We start from the raw sequence: 14,886 nt of genomic DNA on the forward strand, positions 1-14,886 counted from the left end.
CCACGACGGTAGTCAGTGTCACAATCGGGGCACGCTTCATGCGTTTCGGTCTAACGAGTTTTTAGGCTGTCCCATATCCCTCGCTTTTTGCAGCATTTTCATGGCAAGCTTTAATGACGGTTTGACGCTTTCTCCGGAAGCATTGCTTGCCCTTGGGGCGCGCGGAATAAAGCTAAATCTGGATATATACGATGCCTCAAAATAAGTCCGTGCACTTCCCTAACAAATGGTTCAAGTCGCTCGCTTCGCTCACTCGGGACCGGCTAAAGCCGGCCCCTTAACCAAACGTTATGTATCAATTGGAAATTTGCACTACCTTGTTTGATTTCAAAAAGAAAGGAGACATAAATGCAAAAAGTAGTTCTCTTCAAAAAATTGTCATTCTGGAGCAGTCAGCCAAATATTAATGAGTTAAATTCGAAGATCGTATCATTGAATAATGAGGGATGGTCAGTTGTTTCTATTACACCTAGTTATTCAATTATAGGCTTGGTGCGTTCATATACTTTACTGCTAGAAAATCAAGGTAAGAACACCTAAATAGTTTAGGCAGCAATCGCGTACAAACAATACGTGCGCCAGGACGCCCAACACTCAGCTTACTTTGTGTTGTCGCTTCGCTCAGCGTCAACATAAAGCAAACTACGCGTTAGGCGCCGCTGCTAAAGGCGTCATATACCTGAGAATATACATGGCCAGTATTAAAAAACGTAGATTACGAAAGAAACTGTATTTAGAGGAATTTGCTGTTTATGGCTTCGAGTTTTCGTGCGATTTAAATCTAAATACAGAGTGTGAACTAGACTCGTTTTTCGATCAATTACTGGATTTGGTCGAAAATCGCGAGCTTTGCATGGGTGGCTGGGGTACTACAAAGACCTTCGAAGCTTTCATCTGTTCAAATAGTCGCTACAGTTCAGCAACTAATGATGACAGAGAAGCCATTAAAGATTTTCTTCACTCAAAAAACTTTATTTCAAATGTTGTTGTTGGCCAGTTGGTTGATGCAAACTATGGCATATAAAAAGTTGCTCAGCCGGATTAGAATCAAAAACCTATACATCGAGTTAAGCCCATCCTTTTTAAAGTGTTAACAAACGCATTTATTAAAGCCCCCCTCCTGACTGAAAGATAGCATTCTCAAATTTAAGGACGAATTGTGAATAAAATAGTTTATGGATTACTGCTGCTCATCATTGGAGGCCTGTGTAAAACCTGGGCAGCGCCGAGCGTTCCTGCATTTCAAGAGCGGGTGATAGAGAGTGCTGTGCTTGGCGAAAAGCGTAACATATTGATTTACCTTCCGGCAGGCTACCAAGATAGTCAGGAACGTTATCCGGTGTTGTACCTGACCGATGGCGACATTCAGGGGCCTCATACGGCCGGAACAGTCGACTATTTAGCCAAATTTGAGCAAATGCCGCCGATGATCGTGGTCGGTATTACTAATCCGCGTGAAACACGGGAAAGAGACCTGACGTTAACGCCGACAGGCAAGCAAAACCCCAATCAACCGGAAAATGCAGACCGATTTTTAGGTTTTTTGGAAAAGGAGGCAATTCCTTTTGTAAAACAACAATACCGGACTCTGGACTATCAGGTGCTGTCCGGTACCTCCCACGGTGGACAGTTTGCAATCAATGCATTGGTGAAACGACCTGGCTTGTTTCAGGGGGTGATCGCCATCAGCCCGTCTTTATATTGGAACGACGAACAATTGTTCGGACTAGCTGAGCCGGCGTTAAAAGAGCAGCGCCTGCAAGGCCGCCTGTTCGTCTCGATTGCCAATGAAGAACCAACCATGACCGCGCCTTATCAGCGATTTGTCGATTTACTTACGCGAACTCCATCGCCAAAATTGGTCGTTTCTAGCCAGACGTTTGGCAGCGAAACTCACAATACCACGGTATTGCAAGGCCAATATGCTGGGCTCAAACATATATTCGCAGATTGGCCTATCCCTGAAGGCGAGCCTAAAACGTTGGCAGATTTACAGCAAAAATTTGCCAGTCGCTCGACACTGCTAAACACCGATATCATGATCCCGGAAGATAAAGCCAATGGTTATGCGGGGTGGCTGCAATACTTAAATCGGCAAGATGATGCGCTGGCACTGCTCAAGTGGAATCGGACAAATTATCCGCACTCTTTAACTGCGCACACAGCCTTAATTAAGGCCTACTTACATTTCAACTTGCCGGATAATGCCAAAGCGGCCCTCAAAGAGGCATTAAACACATTAAGTGAGCTAACACCTGATGAAAAAGCACAGCTTGAGGCGTTGTTTATTTAAGTGAAAACAGCAAAAAAGACGGCTATGCATACCAGCGTACTTTATTACTTTGCTCTGTCCACCTGCTCTTTCCAAATCCATGCTCAACTGGTGTAGGATCTCAGTTTTGCAAAAGCTTGGGAGGCTATATGTCAAAGCCCGTTCGCCAGCACATAGGTAGTGTCGCACTGGTCGTTGCAGACTATGATGAAGCGATTGAGTTTTATACAAAAAAGCTGCTGTTCAACTTGGTTGAGGATACCGATTTGGGCGGCGGAAAACGCTGGGTACTGGTTTCACCGCCAAACTCAAACGGGACTAATCTCTTGCTGGCAAAGGCAAGCGGCGAAACACAGGCGCGATATGTGGGCGATCAGACCGGTGGCCGTGTGTTCCTGTTTTTGCATACCAATGATTTCTGGCGTGATTATGAGCAGATGAAAAGCGTTGGTGTGGTATTCAATGAAGCGCCGCGGGCCGAGGAATATGGCACTGTCGTGGTGTTTCAGGATCTATACGGCAATAAATGGGACTTGCTGCAACTTAAACAACCACCGCAGGATAAGTGAAAAACGCCGCCCACCATACAAAGCCGAAGGAGAACCTGGCAATGTTAAGCGCCATTCACCATGTGGCCATTATCTGCTCCGATTATGGCCGCTCAAAAGCCTTTTACACTGAAGTGCTTGGCCTTGAAATCATCGCCGAGCATTACCGCGAAGCGCGCGACTCCTATAAGCTTGATCTTCGTCTGCCAAACGGCAGTCAGCTGGAGCTCTTCTCCTTCCCCGCGCCGCCCGCACGGCCAACCGGTCCAGAGGCCTGCGGCCTTCGCCATCTGGCGTTTGTGGTCGAGTCGGTTGAGGAGGCCAAAAACATCCTGACCGCCAAGGGCATTGAAGTAGAGCCGGTGCGAGTGGATGAATTTACCGGCAAACCTTTTACCTTTTTCCGTGACCCGGACGGTTTACCGCTGGAGCTGTATCAAGCCTAGGCTGCGGCTTTCCTCAGAACTCAGAAGCACAGTAACTCAGCAACGCAGCAGCACAGCGCTCAAGCACTGAACTGCTTTCACAAAAACGCTTGTTCGCTCGACTCTTGTTAAGTGATGCCCGCCCAAAAAGTAAAACGCCGACCTGCTCAGGTCGGCGTTTTGCTTTTCTCTTTTTGGCCTTTTTGGCTTTTTGGCCTTTTTGTACAGGCAGTGGCGGTGACGCTCATTGCTTGGGCGCATTGGCCTTTTGCGTGGCAAGCACCTCAGACATGGGCGGCACCAGGGTTGCCGGGTCGAGGCGCATGTCATACCAATTGAGACGCCAATCGAGGTGTGGACCACTGGCACGGCCGGTGGCGCCCACTTCGGCTATTTTGTCGCCCTGTTTTACGCTATCACCCACCTTTAAATAAAGCTTTGATAGATGGAGGAAACTGGAGCTTACGCCATAGCCGTGATCAATAATCAGCGTGCCGCCTGAATAAAACATGTCGGGCACGGCAAGGGTCACCACCCCGTCGGCGGGCGATACCACCACAGTGCCGGTTTTACGGGCCACGTCTACGCCAAAGTGCGGGTTACCGGGCACGCCGTTATACACCCGCTGACTGCCATACACGCCGGAAATGCGGCCGGTCAAAGGCCAGATAAACGCCGAGGTAAAAGCGGTTAAATCCGAATCTGTGGCCCGCGCCGCCTTGGTCATGGCGCTGTCTTTGGCGGCGCGCTCAAGCGCCTTCGGGTCGGGCTCCATGATTTTCTTATCGATACCATTCACCCGGGAGATTTGATATTCGCGTTTGGCGATTTTAAGCGGCTTGATTTCGCTGAAACCATCGGCATAAATCACCTTAAGCTCCTGGGTAAGCGCGCCTTCACGCTCGATACCGAAGGCGAAGTCCCCCGCGGGGGTCACTCGCAGTGGTTTGCCGTTCAGACTGACATTGCTGCCTGCAGGCACCTTGCCACGGATAAGCGATCCCTGCTCCATCTTGCCACTGAGTTCAATCTGCGCCACCGCGCTGGTGCTGAGAGTCAGTAACAGGGCGGCAATCCAGGGCTTTATCATCAAAAAATGTCCTTTCAGATAGCAAGTTGTCAGTGCTGGTTCGAGCGTTTATTAAGCTGCTCACTCAAGCGATTAGCAAAGCGCTGAGCGAAGCGCTGAGTTAATCGCTGAGTTAAGTGAGCTAAGCGCTGAGTTAAGTGTTCAGTCCGCGGCCTTTTCAGCAGAGGAAATCGCGCCCTTACCTATGCCTTCGTAGGCAATCACTTTGAAGTGGCTGCCCGGCGCCTTTTCGGCGAGGGTGGTGGCCATAAACTCGGCCAGCAGTTCAACCGTGGTGTCGTGGGGCAAAATATCGCAGCAAGGGCGCGGCATGGCGAGCTGGAAGTCGCCCTGGGGCGCCTCGTAACGAAAACCGTAATGGCTGGTGTCCGAGATGCGGGTCTGGGCCGACAGCTCAAGCTCGCTTACCGGCACCACGTCTTCTTCGGTGCCAAGGTAAATGTCCTGCCAGCGCTCGGCCCAGTATTGGTTCCAATGAAGCGCGGCCTCACCATTTTCAAATACCTGCACCGGGCTGCGATGGCCATGGGCGATACGCTGGCAGTTGCCGTCATGCTTTTTAAGGCCGTGGCTATAATGGTAAAACGGGCTGTCGAGCGCTTCGATGCGAAGGGTAAGATGAATGCCGTCAACATTCTGTGGCAGCGCTTCACGCAGTGCCTTGCGTAAAAAGGCATTCACCGACTCAAAATCGACCTGCTCGGCCGGAATAAGGGCAAACGCCTGGCTTGGACACGCCAGATGAATGCTGCCAACCTGACTGTCGAAGTCCATCCATACCCGCTCGCCCTGCTGCTGCCAGCGAACCTGAGAAGAGGCGGTTGGAATAAGCAGGCGGTGATCGGCCACCCTGTCTATGGTGTCTTTGATGGTGCGTTTTACCTTGGCAAAATCCAGCACCATGTTTTGATGGTCAAGGCCACCTTCAAGCACCACATCCACGATCCAGCTTTCCCCTACCATGCCGCGCTTGGCGCAAAGGTAAGAAAAATCAAGTACAGTCAAATCTTTAACAAAAAGTTGCATAACACTCCCGGGCAGAGAAACAGTCTGCCTTAAGCCACAGAAACGGCGGGCCTGCGCCAAACTGTCCGACGGACCTGAGCCGACCGACAGTCAATAAGAACTCAATTCTAAACAATTCAACTGCCACGGGCGAGCCTGATGCAGCCCCAAGCGGGCAAATTTACGTCGTTTTGGTGCAATTGGTCAGAAAGTACGGCCAGCAGCCACCACAAGCCAACCTTTGGCCAATGCCGCCACTGTGCTGAGGCGGTAAGATCCAAAACACGCTGAATGCCAGCTGCGTTAAAAAATCAGCTGCGTTAAAAATAGCGAGGAGCCAAAACATGGAGTGGGCAAAGGATATTTATGTGTTTGACGGCCCGGCGGTGCCCTTTTTTGGCCTGCCCTACACGACGCGCATGACCATAGTCAGGCTTGCAAACGGCAAGCTGTGGGTGCACTCACCGATTGAACTCACCGACATGTTGATCCGCAAAGTGATGCCCCTTGGCGAGGTCGCCTATCTGATTGCGCCCAATAAATTACATCACCTTTTTATCGGCAGGTGGCAGGCGCGCTGGCCAGACGCACAAGCCTTTGCTGCGCCCGGCGTGGCCGCCAAATGCGCTCACCTGCACTTTGATGCCGACTTAAGCGACACAGCCCCGCCACAGTGGCGCGCCGAGATAGAAAACTGCATCGTCAAAGGCTCAAAAGTGATGCAAGAAGCGGTGTTTTTCCATAAGGCGTCGCGCACCTTAATCCTGACCGATTTGATTGAGAACTTTGCTCCCGAACACTTCAGCGCCTGGCAAAGGCCGCTTGCACGCATCACCGGCATACTCGCGCCCAACGGCAAAACGCCGCTCGACTGGCGCTTATCCTTTATGGGCGGCAAGGCGCAGGCGCGCATGGCAATAAATCAGTTTCGCCGCTGGCAGCCGGAGCATATCATTCTCGCCCACGGCCATTGTATCCGTAGCAATGCACTGCCCTTTATCGAGCGCTCATTCAGTTGGGTGGGAGAGCCAAGGCCCGCAGCAAAACCAGAGCGAGCACGGGGTTAACGTCAGTGGCAGGTTTGGGAAATATTGTGAAAAGCCCTGATTGAAAGAGCGAATCAAACGCGGTTGACGGTTGACGGTTGACGGGACAAAAAGCAAAAAGCCGTGCTGAGCGCAATTCGTACAGTCTGGAAAAGACATACTAAAAAAAGCGCCAGTCCAAAAAATCCAGTCAATGAAAAATCCAGCCAGAGAAAACCGAGCCAAAGAAAAAGGCGACCTGAGTCGCCTTTTACATTTTCGCCAGCCGCGGCCATTTTTCAGGGCCGATTTGGGCGGCGCTGTTATTCGCCCTTGAGGCGACGATGCAGCTGATCTTTAAGGTTCGCCGGCACACCTTTAATCACCAGGGTGTCGGAAATCGGATCGTAAATCACCCGCTCGCCAAGGTGGTGGCCATCAAAGCTGATGCTGACGCCGCCGCCGGTGCCGGAGAACTTTTTAAGCTGGCGCAGGGTCGATTTGTCCACCGGAAACTCTTCTTCGAGGCCATAGTCGCCTGTGGTGGCAAAATCGTAAAAAGAGTCCATGCCCGAATCGGCAAGCTCGTCGGCCAAGTCCTTGATATCAAGCTCGGCGCCTGCATCAAAGCGCTCGGCGCAAAACTCAAATACCTTGTCTCGGCAAGCCTGGCGCTCGTCTTTGGTCAGCTCACTGCCGGCGACAAAGTCCTCCACGGCAATCATCAGGCTCTTGTTCTGCGCCTTGGGGTTAATCCCTTCAACGCAGCCCATAAAGTCGAGGAAGAAGTCCGCCACCTTGCGACCGGCGCGGCCGCGGATAAAGGAGATGTACTTGCGACTTTCTTTATCGGCCTGCCATTCGGAGGTATCGATGCGGGCTGCGAGCTGAATGTTGCCCAAATCCAGATGGTTAACCTGGGTCAGCTCCATGTCATCGAGTACTGTCATCGATGACTTGGCACTGAGCAGCGCCACAAACAGGTAGTCGCTCGCCATGTGGCTGTAGCAGGCCAACAGCAAAAAGCCGCCCTGACTGAAATCGTATTTGCCAAGCTCGTCCTGCAAAAGCTTACTGGCAAGGCCGGTAAATTCCACAAAGCCCAGCGAGCCATCCAGATACTGTTTCAGGCCGTCGGCAAAGGCCGGATTGGCCTCACCATCGTCGCCGTGGGTCCCAAAAAAGCCAAACCCTTTACCGGCTTTGCTGGTGTAAGACTGATGCAGCTCTTCGAGCATCAGCTCCACCGCCTGACTGTTCAGCAGCGGCTGAGGACGCAGACGACAGCTGAGCTGCCCTTCGTGATTCTGGGCAATTTCATGAATAATGGCCTGTTCTACTTTAATCGTCATAGCCTTGGATAGTGATAGCCGTGGAAATCCGGTATTATATGCCGCTAACCCAAACCTTTGTGAATCATTTTTTGACTATGGCTATTCAATCCAAATACACCAATACCCAAGTAGAAACCCTGCTCGCCGAAGTGCTGGCGGTACTGGAAAAACATCAGGCGCCAACCGATCTGGGGCTGATGGTACTGGGCAACTGTGTCAGCCACCTGCTGGAAACCAAGGTGCCAGCCGCAAGCCGCGCCGCCGTGGCCGAACAATTTGCCAAAGCTTTGAGTCAATCTGTCTCCAAGGCCTGATAAAACTGGTAGCTGCACAAAAAAAGTGCTTAAGATACCAAGATGTTAACCGACCGCGAGAACAAAAGAGCGCCCATGGTGGAAAGGAAACAACAGCTGGTACGGGATAAAGTCTCCAGGCTCGTTAACTGGGGGCACTGGTTTGCCCTGTTCAATGGCTTTCTGGCACTGATAGTCGGCAGCCGTTATCTCGACACCGTTGGCCTGCCGGAATCGGCGCTCGGCTGGGGTTACCTGCTGCTGGCGAGTATCGGCCAGTTCGCCTTTCTGGCGTTTTTGGTCTATCTGCTGACCCTGTTTCCGCTTACCCTGCTGCTGCCCTACGCCAAAATTCTGCGCGGTCTTGGCGCGGCGGTTGCCACCCTTGGCCTGTGCGTGCTCCTGTACGACACCATCATTTACGATGATTACGGCGTGCACCTGTCGCCCTTTGCCTTTGATGTGGCCTGGGCCGACTTGCATGCGCTGCTGCGCGGCACCTCTTATATCGTCACGCCGGTGGCGATCCTTGCGCTTGAGCTCACCGCCGCCAACTTTTTGTGGAAGCGGATGGCCAAGCTCGAGCGGCTCGGGATTGGCAGTAAGGTGGCAACCCTGGTGGGCAGCTTTTTTATCGCAAGCCACCTTATCCACATTTGGGGCGACGCCTCGGCGGTAAAAGACATCACCCGCTACGACGATGCTTACCCGCTGTTTTATCCCGCCACCGCCCGAAGCTTTATGGAGTCCCATGGCCTCGACAGTGGCCGTGACGTCCCGGCCGAAATGCCTGAGCAGGTCATCAACTACCCGCTCGCGCCCTTAAGCTGCAGCCGCGATACAAACACCGCTGCAGTAAATAGCCAGCCGAATACGCAGCGCCAGCCAAATGTGCTGATAGTCGCCATCGACGGGCTTCGCGCCGACATGGTCAACGCGCAAACCATGCCCTTTTTGGCCAGTTTCTCGCAAAACAGCCAGCGCTTTGAAAAACACCTAAGTGGCGGCAATCAATTCTACAGCGGCATGTTTTCACTGATGTATGGCCTGCAGGGCAGCTACATCGGCAGCAATGATTTTAAAAACATTTCGCCTGTGCTCGGTCAAAGCTTTAAGGCGGCGGGTTATCAACTCAAGCGGTTTGGCCCGAAATCCAATGAAGCAAGCCCACGGCCCCTTGCCACCTTCAAGGATTTTGACAGCAGCCTGATGGATGACTCGGTCTCAAGAGCGCTTGCGGATATTCAAAGCCGCGAAGCATTTGAGCGCTGGCGCGCTGGCCAAACCGGCCCCTGGTTTACCGTGCTGAATCTTGGCGCCCCCGACACCTACGACACGCCGGTTGGCTTTGTCGGCATTGAAACCATTCTGGCCCCGGCCGGCATGGCACCTGCCGAGCGCGTGCTGTTTAACCAGTATCGCCAGTCGCTGAATTTTATTGATGGCGAGCTTCAAAAGCTGCTCGGAAACCATGGCAGCGAGGCGATGGCCGATACGCTCATCATAGTGACCGGCGTCAGCGGCAAAGCCTTTACCAGCAGTAGCAGTGAAGCAAGCCGCGATCTATCGCCGCAAACCGTGCGGGTGCCACTGTTTATCCATTGGCCCAATGGCGATAAAGGCAGCGTAAACTACAGCACCAGCCATCACGGCATCGCCCCAACCCTGATGACCAAAGTGCTTGGCTGCACCAATCCTATTACCGATTACAGCGCCGGACGGCAGCTGTTACTGCCAAGCGAGCAGCCTTGGGTATATGTGGGTGACAACCGCTTTTTCGCGATTTATCAGGAAGATGAAATCACCCTGATTGACCGTCACGGCAAATATGATGTGTATGACGCAAGCTTTGAGCACAGGCTCGACAAAAAGCTGAGTGCGCCGGATCTGATTCAGGTGATGCGTGAAGGCCGCCGTTTGTACCGGCACTGACAGATGCGAGTTTAGTGCAAGGCATCTGGGTTTAAGGGCTCAGGTTAAGGGCTTAGATTAAGAGCGTGGCTTAAGAGCTTGGTTTAAGGGCCTGGCTTAAGGGCTTCGGATACAAACTAAGCAATCAAACCAAATAGTTGTTATCAAGGCTTGCGCTGCCCCGCCCGTCTTGATAAAGTTCGCTGCGTTGAGACGGCACAGGCTCTATGCCACCCGCGCAGCCACTCAATTACATCGGTATGTAGCGCAGCCCGGTAGCGCACTGTCATGGGGTGTCAGGGGTCGGAGGTTCGAATCCTCTCATACCGACCACATTCAACAAAAAAGCTCAACAGCAATGTTGGGCTTTTTTGTTTTATCTCGCCGTCATATTGAAGCAAAACCCGAAAGCGGATGGGGTGTCAGGGGCCATCGGCCGAGTGTCGGACCATCGCCTCCTCTCATACCGACCACATTCAACGAAAAAGCTCAACAGCAATGTTGGGCTTTTTTGTTTTGCAGCGTTTTCAAGCGTTTATTGTTAGCTAACTTGAGAAAAGCGGATGGGGTGTCAGGGGCCATCGGCCGAGTGTCGGACCATCGCCTCCTCTCATACCGACCACATTCAACAAAAAAGCTCAACAGCAATGTTGGGCTTTTTTGTTTTATCTCGCCGTCATATTTAAGCAAAACCCGAAAGCGGATGGGGTGTCAGGGGCCATCGGCCGAGTGTCGGACCATCGCCTCCTCTTATACCGGCCAAATTCAACAAAAAAACTCAGCAGCATTGCTGGGCTTTTTTGTTTTTCGACTTATCGAGCTGGATGACCTCGGAGTGAATGCGACTCAGATTGACTTCGAGCTGCAAGAAAAGCGGATGGGGTGTCAGGGGCCATAGGCCGAGTGTCGGACCATCGCCTTCTCCCATGCCTCCTCTCATACCGGCCAAATTCAACGAAAAAGCTCAGCAGTATTGCTGGGCTTTTTTGTTTTTTTCATCCGATTGAACAGCAAGTGGCGGAACTTTATCCAACGGTGGCGCAGGCAGTTGTTACCGGCAGGTTAAAGCTCTACAGTATCACCTAAGACTTTCTTTTTTACGGGCACTTATACGTTGTCTGCGCTTTTAAAAACGTCACGGTTTCGCCTTGGTCTCGTGCTGGCGGTAGCGGGTTTTTTACTGAACCTCTACCCTTTGCCCTTGTTTGCCAACGTGCAGCTCATCCTCGGCAACGCCACCTATGTGATTGCGGCGATAGTGCTGGGGCCGCGCTATGCGCTCGTGGTGTCGTTAAGCTGCGCGGCGGCGCTTTACAGCATTTGGGATACTGGCCATGTGTGGCTGCTGTTTCCCTTAGAGGCGCTGGCACTGGCCTTTGCGCGGCGAAGGGGCATTTATTCCCTTTATGCCGGGGTAATGTTTTGGCTGTTGATTGGCATGCCACTGTTTTACCTTTATGGCACCCAGTTTTCCAGCCTGCCGGAGGCGCATGTGCCCTTTGTGGCCTTTAAGCAGGCCATTAACGGGCTCTTTTATATCAGCCTTGGCGCAATTTTGCTGATCCCGGCCGGCAAGTTATTTAAAGGCCTTATCAATGACAGTGCCGCCTCAGGCCGTTTTGCTGACAAGTTAACCTATAGCTTTAGCCTGTTCATTTCCTTTGGCCTGCTGATTTCGGCCTTGATGTTCAATCAGTTTTTTATCGAAAAACAGCAAATCCTGCTTAAGGTAAACCTTGATGACAACGCCATTCACCTGGGCCAGGCCACCTTTAATTACCTGAGTGAACACCAGCGTGCCGTGTCGCAATCAGCCATCTGGTTATCGATGCAGAACGAGAGCCCAAATCTCAGGCAAGAATGGCTCAGTAAATTCAATCAGGGCTATCCTGCATTTCTGACCATGTTGATTGCCGACAGGGATGGTCATATAGTCGCAGCCAGTCCCGCGTCGCGGATGAATGATGAGGCAATAGTCAAAGGCGATTACAGCGTTGCCGACCGCCCCTACTTTCAGGAAGCCTTTTATAATCAAAAAACCTTTGTATCGCCTGTGTTTAAGGGGCGTGGTTTTGGCAACGACCCCATCATCGCCATCAGCGCGCCGCTTTACAGTAAGCAGCATTCGTCTCAGCCGGTTGGCATTCTTGAAGGCTCGCTGGATTTAACCCGCTTTGTGATGATTGACCGGCAAAACCGTCAGCACAGCGACCAGTTTTTGCTGTTGGTCGATGAAAACGAAATGGTGGTCTATTCCTCCAAGGGCCTGGATATTGCGCCGCTGACCGAGCTTCGCTCCGCGCCGGGCGGCAGGCTGTATCGCACTGAGCTGCAACTGCTTAACCTGCACGACCTCAATAACCCCAATCCCGAATATATGTATGCCCGAGAGCTGCTGCCAAACGGCTGGCAACTCTACGTGCTGCAGCCGTTTGCGCCGCTGATGCAACTGGCCGAAACCCAGTTTTTGCGCACCTGTTTGCTGATCATCGCCGGTATGCTTATCACCTTTTATCTGTCACACATGCTGAGCCGGATGCTGACAGGCTCTCTGGAAGCGATTGCCGAGCAATTTGCCGCCAAGGATGGCAGATTGGATCCACTGCCCGATGATGCGCCGACCGAAGTGCAGAATCTGTATGCGCACCTCAGTGAAAGCAAACGGGAGCTTAGGAGCTATCAGCTTGAGCTGGAAGAAAAAGTCGCGACCCGCACGCTGGAGCTTGAGCGCGCCAACGCCCAGCTGCTAACCCTCGCCGAGCGCGACCATCTCACCGGCCTGTACAATCGACGTTACGCCGTGAATGCCTTTACCAGGCTCTGCGCCATGTGTGAGCGGGGGGAAGAAGCCATAGCGGTTGTGCTGCTCGACCTTGATTTTTTCAAAAAAATCAACGACACACACGGCCATTTAACCGGTGATGAATGCCTGCGGCAGCTGGCATCCTTGCTGCAGCAGACCTTTAAGCGCGAGTGTGATTTGGCGGTACGCTTTGGTGGAGAGGAGTTTTTATTGCTGCTGCCGATGACCAATGCCCTCAACATCGAGCGCCATCTCGACAATTTCCGCGAGCGTTTGTCTCACCACCCCGTGACAGCACCCCAAAGTCAGGAAATCATTCACCTGTCGGTATCCATCGGCGCTTTGGTCGCCAACGCCAGCTTTTCGCCGTCGCTGGAGGCCTGGCTTAAAGTCGCCGATGAGAACCTGTACCGCGCTAAAGCAGAGGGCCGTAACCGGGTGGTTTGTACGATTTTGTCAGGTTCGGCTGAGCCACCTACGGCCGACCATCGCTGAAACCTTGCTATTAAGCGGCCGGGCTAAGTCATCGCCCGGCGCTTATGAATAGCCTGCGCTAATGATTAGCGGTCGCTGCGAATGATTAGCCGGCGCTGCGAACGATTAGCCTGCGCTGCAAATGATTAGCCAGCGCTGACAGCTTGCGGCGATTTTCCGGCGGGCTCTGCCGGCTTTATCAAAGCATCCTTGCCGGATAGCGGCGTCTCAAACCAGGCTTCGATTTCGCTTTGCTGGAAGTGATAGAAAGGGTTCCACTTCTGGCGCAGCATTTCATCGGCAGGCACGCCAAAAATGCCGCGCTCGCCGCGGGAGGCTGCTGCGCCAATCTGGATCCGGTTGCTGTTTGGAATTTGCCCAAGGCCATAGAGACTGTCGTCCTTAGAAAACGGCAATGCTACGTGGGACAGAGAATAGATGTTTTCAGGCCAGGCCAATCCCAGTGGCCTTGCGGGCGCATCGAGGCTCGCTTCTGTTGCTAAGGTCAGCAGCGCCACCGAGGCCTGCTGCGCTTCGTTTTCAACGAGAGTAATGGTTGCCATCGCTGCTGCCGCGCGCAGCGATGGCTCGAGCGTTGCACGTGGATCGGTTTGCATCAAACGCAGATTAACCGGCGTGCGGTTCACATCAAACAGCACCAGTTTGTGGCGCGTATTGCCAAGTTGCAGATACAAATCCTCAATCACGGCGCGGGTCGATACCGTATCATCCACCACCGACTGAAACGACAGAATTGATGGCAAACGCGCCTTGGCATCAGCGGATAACTGACTTAATGTCAGGCGGTTACGCTCGGCAAGCTGATACACCACATCACCGGCATTGACCGCAAACGACACATATTTGAACGGATCATACTCGATACCGACATAATTCCACGCCAGTTTTTCCAGTCCAAGCCACTCCCCAAGGCGCGCCTGCCAGCGGGCACCGGCCGCCACAGGCGCAAGGCCAATGGCGGGCGAAAGAAACACCATGCCGCTGCTTGCTGACGCCTCACCGGCCGCCACCCGCTCGAGCTCATGATTGAGCGCCAGCGCCGCGCCGGTTGAAAAACCGATGATATACAATGGCCTGTCGCCAAGGCGCTGTTTCATATGATTTATGGCGACTGTCACCGACGCCGACAGATCGCGCCAATCCAGGGTCGTCAGCCCCGATGGCAAGGTGCCGTGACCGGGGAGCCTGAGCCCGAGAACATGGGCGTTGTCCCGCAAATCCCGGGCAATGCTCGACATCGAATAGGGCGAATCGGACATGCCATGAATAAGCAGCACACCGTATTTGGCCTCCTCATTGGGCCACTCGAAACTCCAGTTCCAGTCACGTACCCAATGCCTTGGGTCCGACAGACTGCCGCGCACATAGCGGTTTACCTGCGCCGTGGCGGCATCGGCACCTTTGAAAATTTTATGTTCAAGTTCAGCTTTAAGTGCCTTTTCAAGCGCAAGATACCCTTCAAAATCAGTGACTTTTGATTTGTGGGTAAAGCGGTTTTCAAGCACTGTGGTGTGCCAGGCGTTCAAATCCGGTTTGGCATTGAGAAACCAAATGCCAAAGCCAAGTGCCGTCACCACAACCCCGAGGGAGGCGTACACAGCCGCGATCAGCAGATGTTTGCTGGTGCGGATAAGCAGCGTCTTCATCGCAAATAAGCCTTTGATAAATTGTAAAACGCCGGCATT

12 protein-coding genes and 1 tRNA gene are annotated in these 14,886 nt (G+C 52.8%); 9 read left to right on the top strand and 4 right to left on the bottom strand.

The window, feature by feature from the left end; all coding sequences use genetic code 11:
• The first annotated feature begins 691 nt into the window (after positions 1-691).
• The 4 genes from KJI95_RS14365 (at position 692) to gloA2 (ending at position 3,266) form a co-directional block, all read left to right on the top strand.
• Positions 692-1,024, top strand: a complete 333-nt coding sequence (locus KJI95_RS14365) for a YggL 50S ribosome-binding family protein (RefSeq protein ID WP_214507878.1) — start codon at positions 692-694, stop codon at positions 1,022-1,024.
• Between the two features lie 135 nt (positions 1,025-1,159).
• Positions 1,160-2,293 carry an alpha/beta hydrolase gene (locus tag KJI95_RS14370; protein ID WP_214507879.1) on the top strand — a complete coding sequence of 378 codons (1,134 nt, stop codon included), beginning with the start codon at positions 1,160-1,162 and terminating at the stop codon, positions 2,291-2,293.
• Between the two features lie 128 nt (positions 2,294-2,421).
• A complete protein-coding gene (locus KJI95_RS14375; RefSeq protein ID WP_214507880.1) occupies positions 2,422-2,841 on the top strand; it encodes a VOC family protein in 420 nt (139 codons plus the stop codon).
• 41 nt (positions 2,842-2,882) lie between these two features.
• Positions 2,883-3,266 carry an SMU1112c/YaeR family gloxylase I-like metalloprotein gene (gene gloA2 / locus KJI95_RS14380; protein ID WP_214507881.1) on the top strand — a complete coding sequence of 128 codons (384 nt, stop codon included), beginning with the start codon at positions 2,883-2,885 and terminating at the stop codon, positions 3,264-3,266.
• Between the two features lie 223 nt (positions 3,267-3,489).
• Here gloA2 and KJI95_RS14385 read toward each other — a convergent pair whose 3' ends face one another.
• Positions 3,490-4,335, bottom strand: a complete 846-nt coding sequence (locus KJI95_RS14385; RefSeq protein ID WP_214507882.1) for a M23 family metallopeptidase — start codon at positions 4,333-4,335, stop codon at positions 3,490-3,492.
• A gap of 141 nt (positions 4,336-4,476) precedes the next feature.
• The gene (locus KJI95_RS14390) at positions 4,477-5,361 is read right to left on the bottom strand and encodes a 6-pyruvoyl trahydropterin synthase family protein (protein ID WP_214507883.1); all 885 of its coding nucleotides are present in this window, start codon (positions 5,359-5,361) and stop codon (positions 4,477-4,479) included.
• Positions 5,362-5,684: 323 nt separating this feature from the next.
• Here KJI95_RS14390 and KJI95_RS14395 point away from each other — a divergent pair, with 323 nt between their 5' ends.
• Positions 5,685-6,407, top strand: a complete 723-nt coding sequence (locus KJI95_RS14395) for a DUF4336 domain-containing protein (protein WP_214507884.1) — start codon at positions 5,685-5,687, stop codon at positions 6,405-6,407.
• Positions 6,408-6,688: 281 nt separating this feature from the next.
• Here KJI95_RS14395 and yejK read toward each other — a convergent pair whose 3' ends face one another.
• Complete coding sequence (yejK, locus tag KJI95_RS14400; RefSeq protein ID WP_214507885.1) at positions 6,689-7,717, bottom strand: nucleoid-associated protein YejK; 1,029 nt, start codon at positions 7,715-7,717, stop codon at positions 6,689-6,691.
• Between the two features lie 77 nt (positions 7,718-7,794).
• On the opposite strand from yejK, the gene KJI95_RS14405 reads away from it, so the two are divergent.
• From KJI95_RS14405 to KJI95_RS14420, 4 genes are all read left to right on the top strand, one after another.
• On the top strand, positions 7,795-8,013 hold the full coding sequence (locus tag KJI95_RS14405; protein ID WP_214507927.1) for a YejL family protein: 219 nt from the start codon (positions 7,795-7,797) through the stop codon (positions 8,011-8,013).
• 75 nt (positions 8,014-8,088) lie between these two features.
• The gene (locus KJI95_RS14410; protein WP_214507886.1) at positions 8,089-9,924 is read left to right on the top strand and encodes a DUF3413 domain-containing protein; all 1,836 of its coding nucleotides are present in this window, start codon (positions 8,089-8,091) and stop codon (positions 9,922-9,924) included.
• A gap of 235 nt (positions 9,925-10,159) precedes the next feature.
• Positions 10,160-10,236, top strand: a tRNA-Pro gene (locus KJI95_RS14415).
• Positions 10,237-11,017: 781 nt separating this feature from the next.
• A complete protein-coding gene (locus tag KJI95_RS14420; RefSeq protein ID WP_214507887.1) occupies positions 11,018-13,201 on the top strand; it encodes a sensor domain-containing diguanylate cyclase in 2,184 nt (727 codons plus the stop codon).
• A gap of 125 nt (positions 13,202-13,326) precedes the next feature.
• Here the strand turns inward: KJI95_RS14420 and KJI95_RS14425 are convergent, their stop codons facing one another.
• The gene (locus KJI95_RS14425; protein ID WP_214507888.1) at positions 13,327-14,847 is read right to left on the bottom strand and encodes an alpha/beta hydrolase; all 1,521 of its coding nucleotides are present in this window, start codon (positions 14,845-14,847) and stop codon (positions 13,327-13,329) included.
• Positions 14,848-14,886 lie beyond the last annotated feature (39 nt).

The organism is Shewanella jiangmenensis, assembly GCF_018596335.1.
In the GTDB taxonomy this organism is placed as follows: domain Bacteria; phylum Pseudomonadota; class Gammaproteobacteria; order Enterobacterales; family Shewanellaceae; genus Shewanella; species Shewanella jiangmenensis.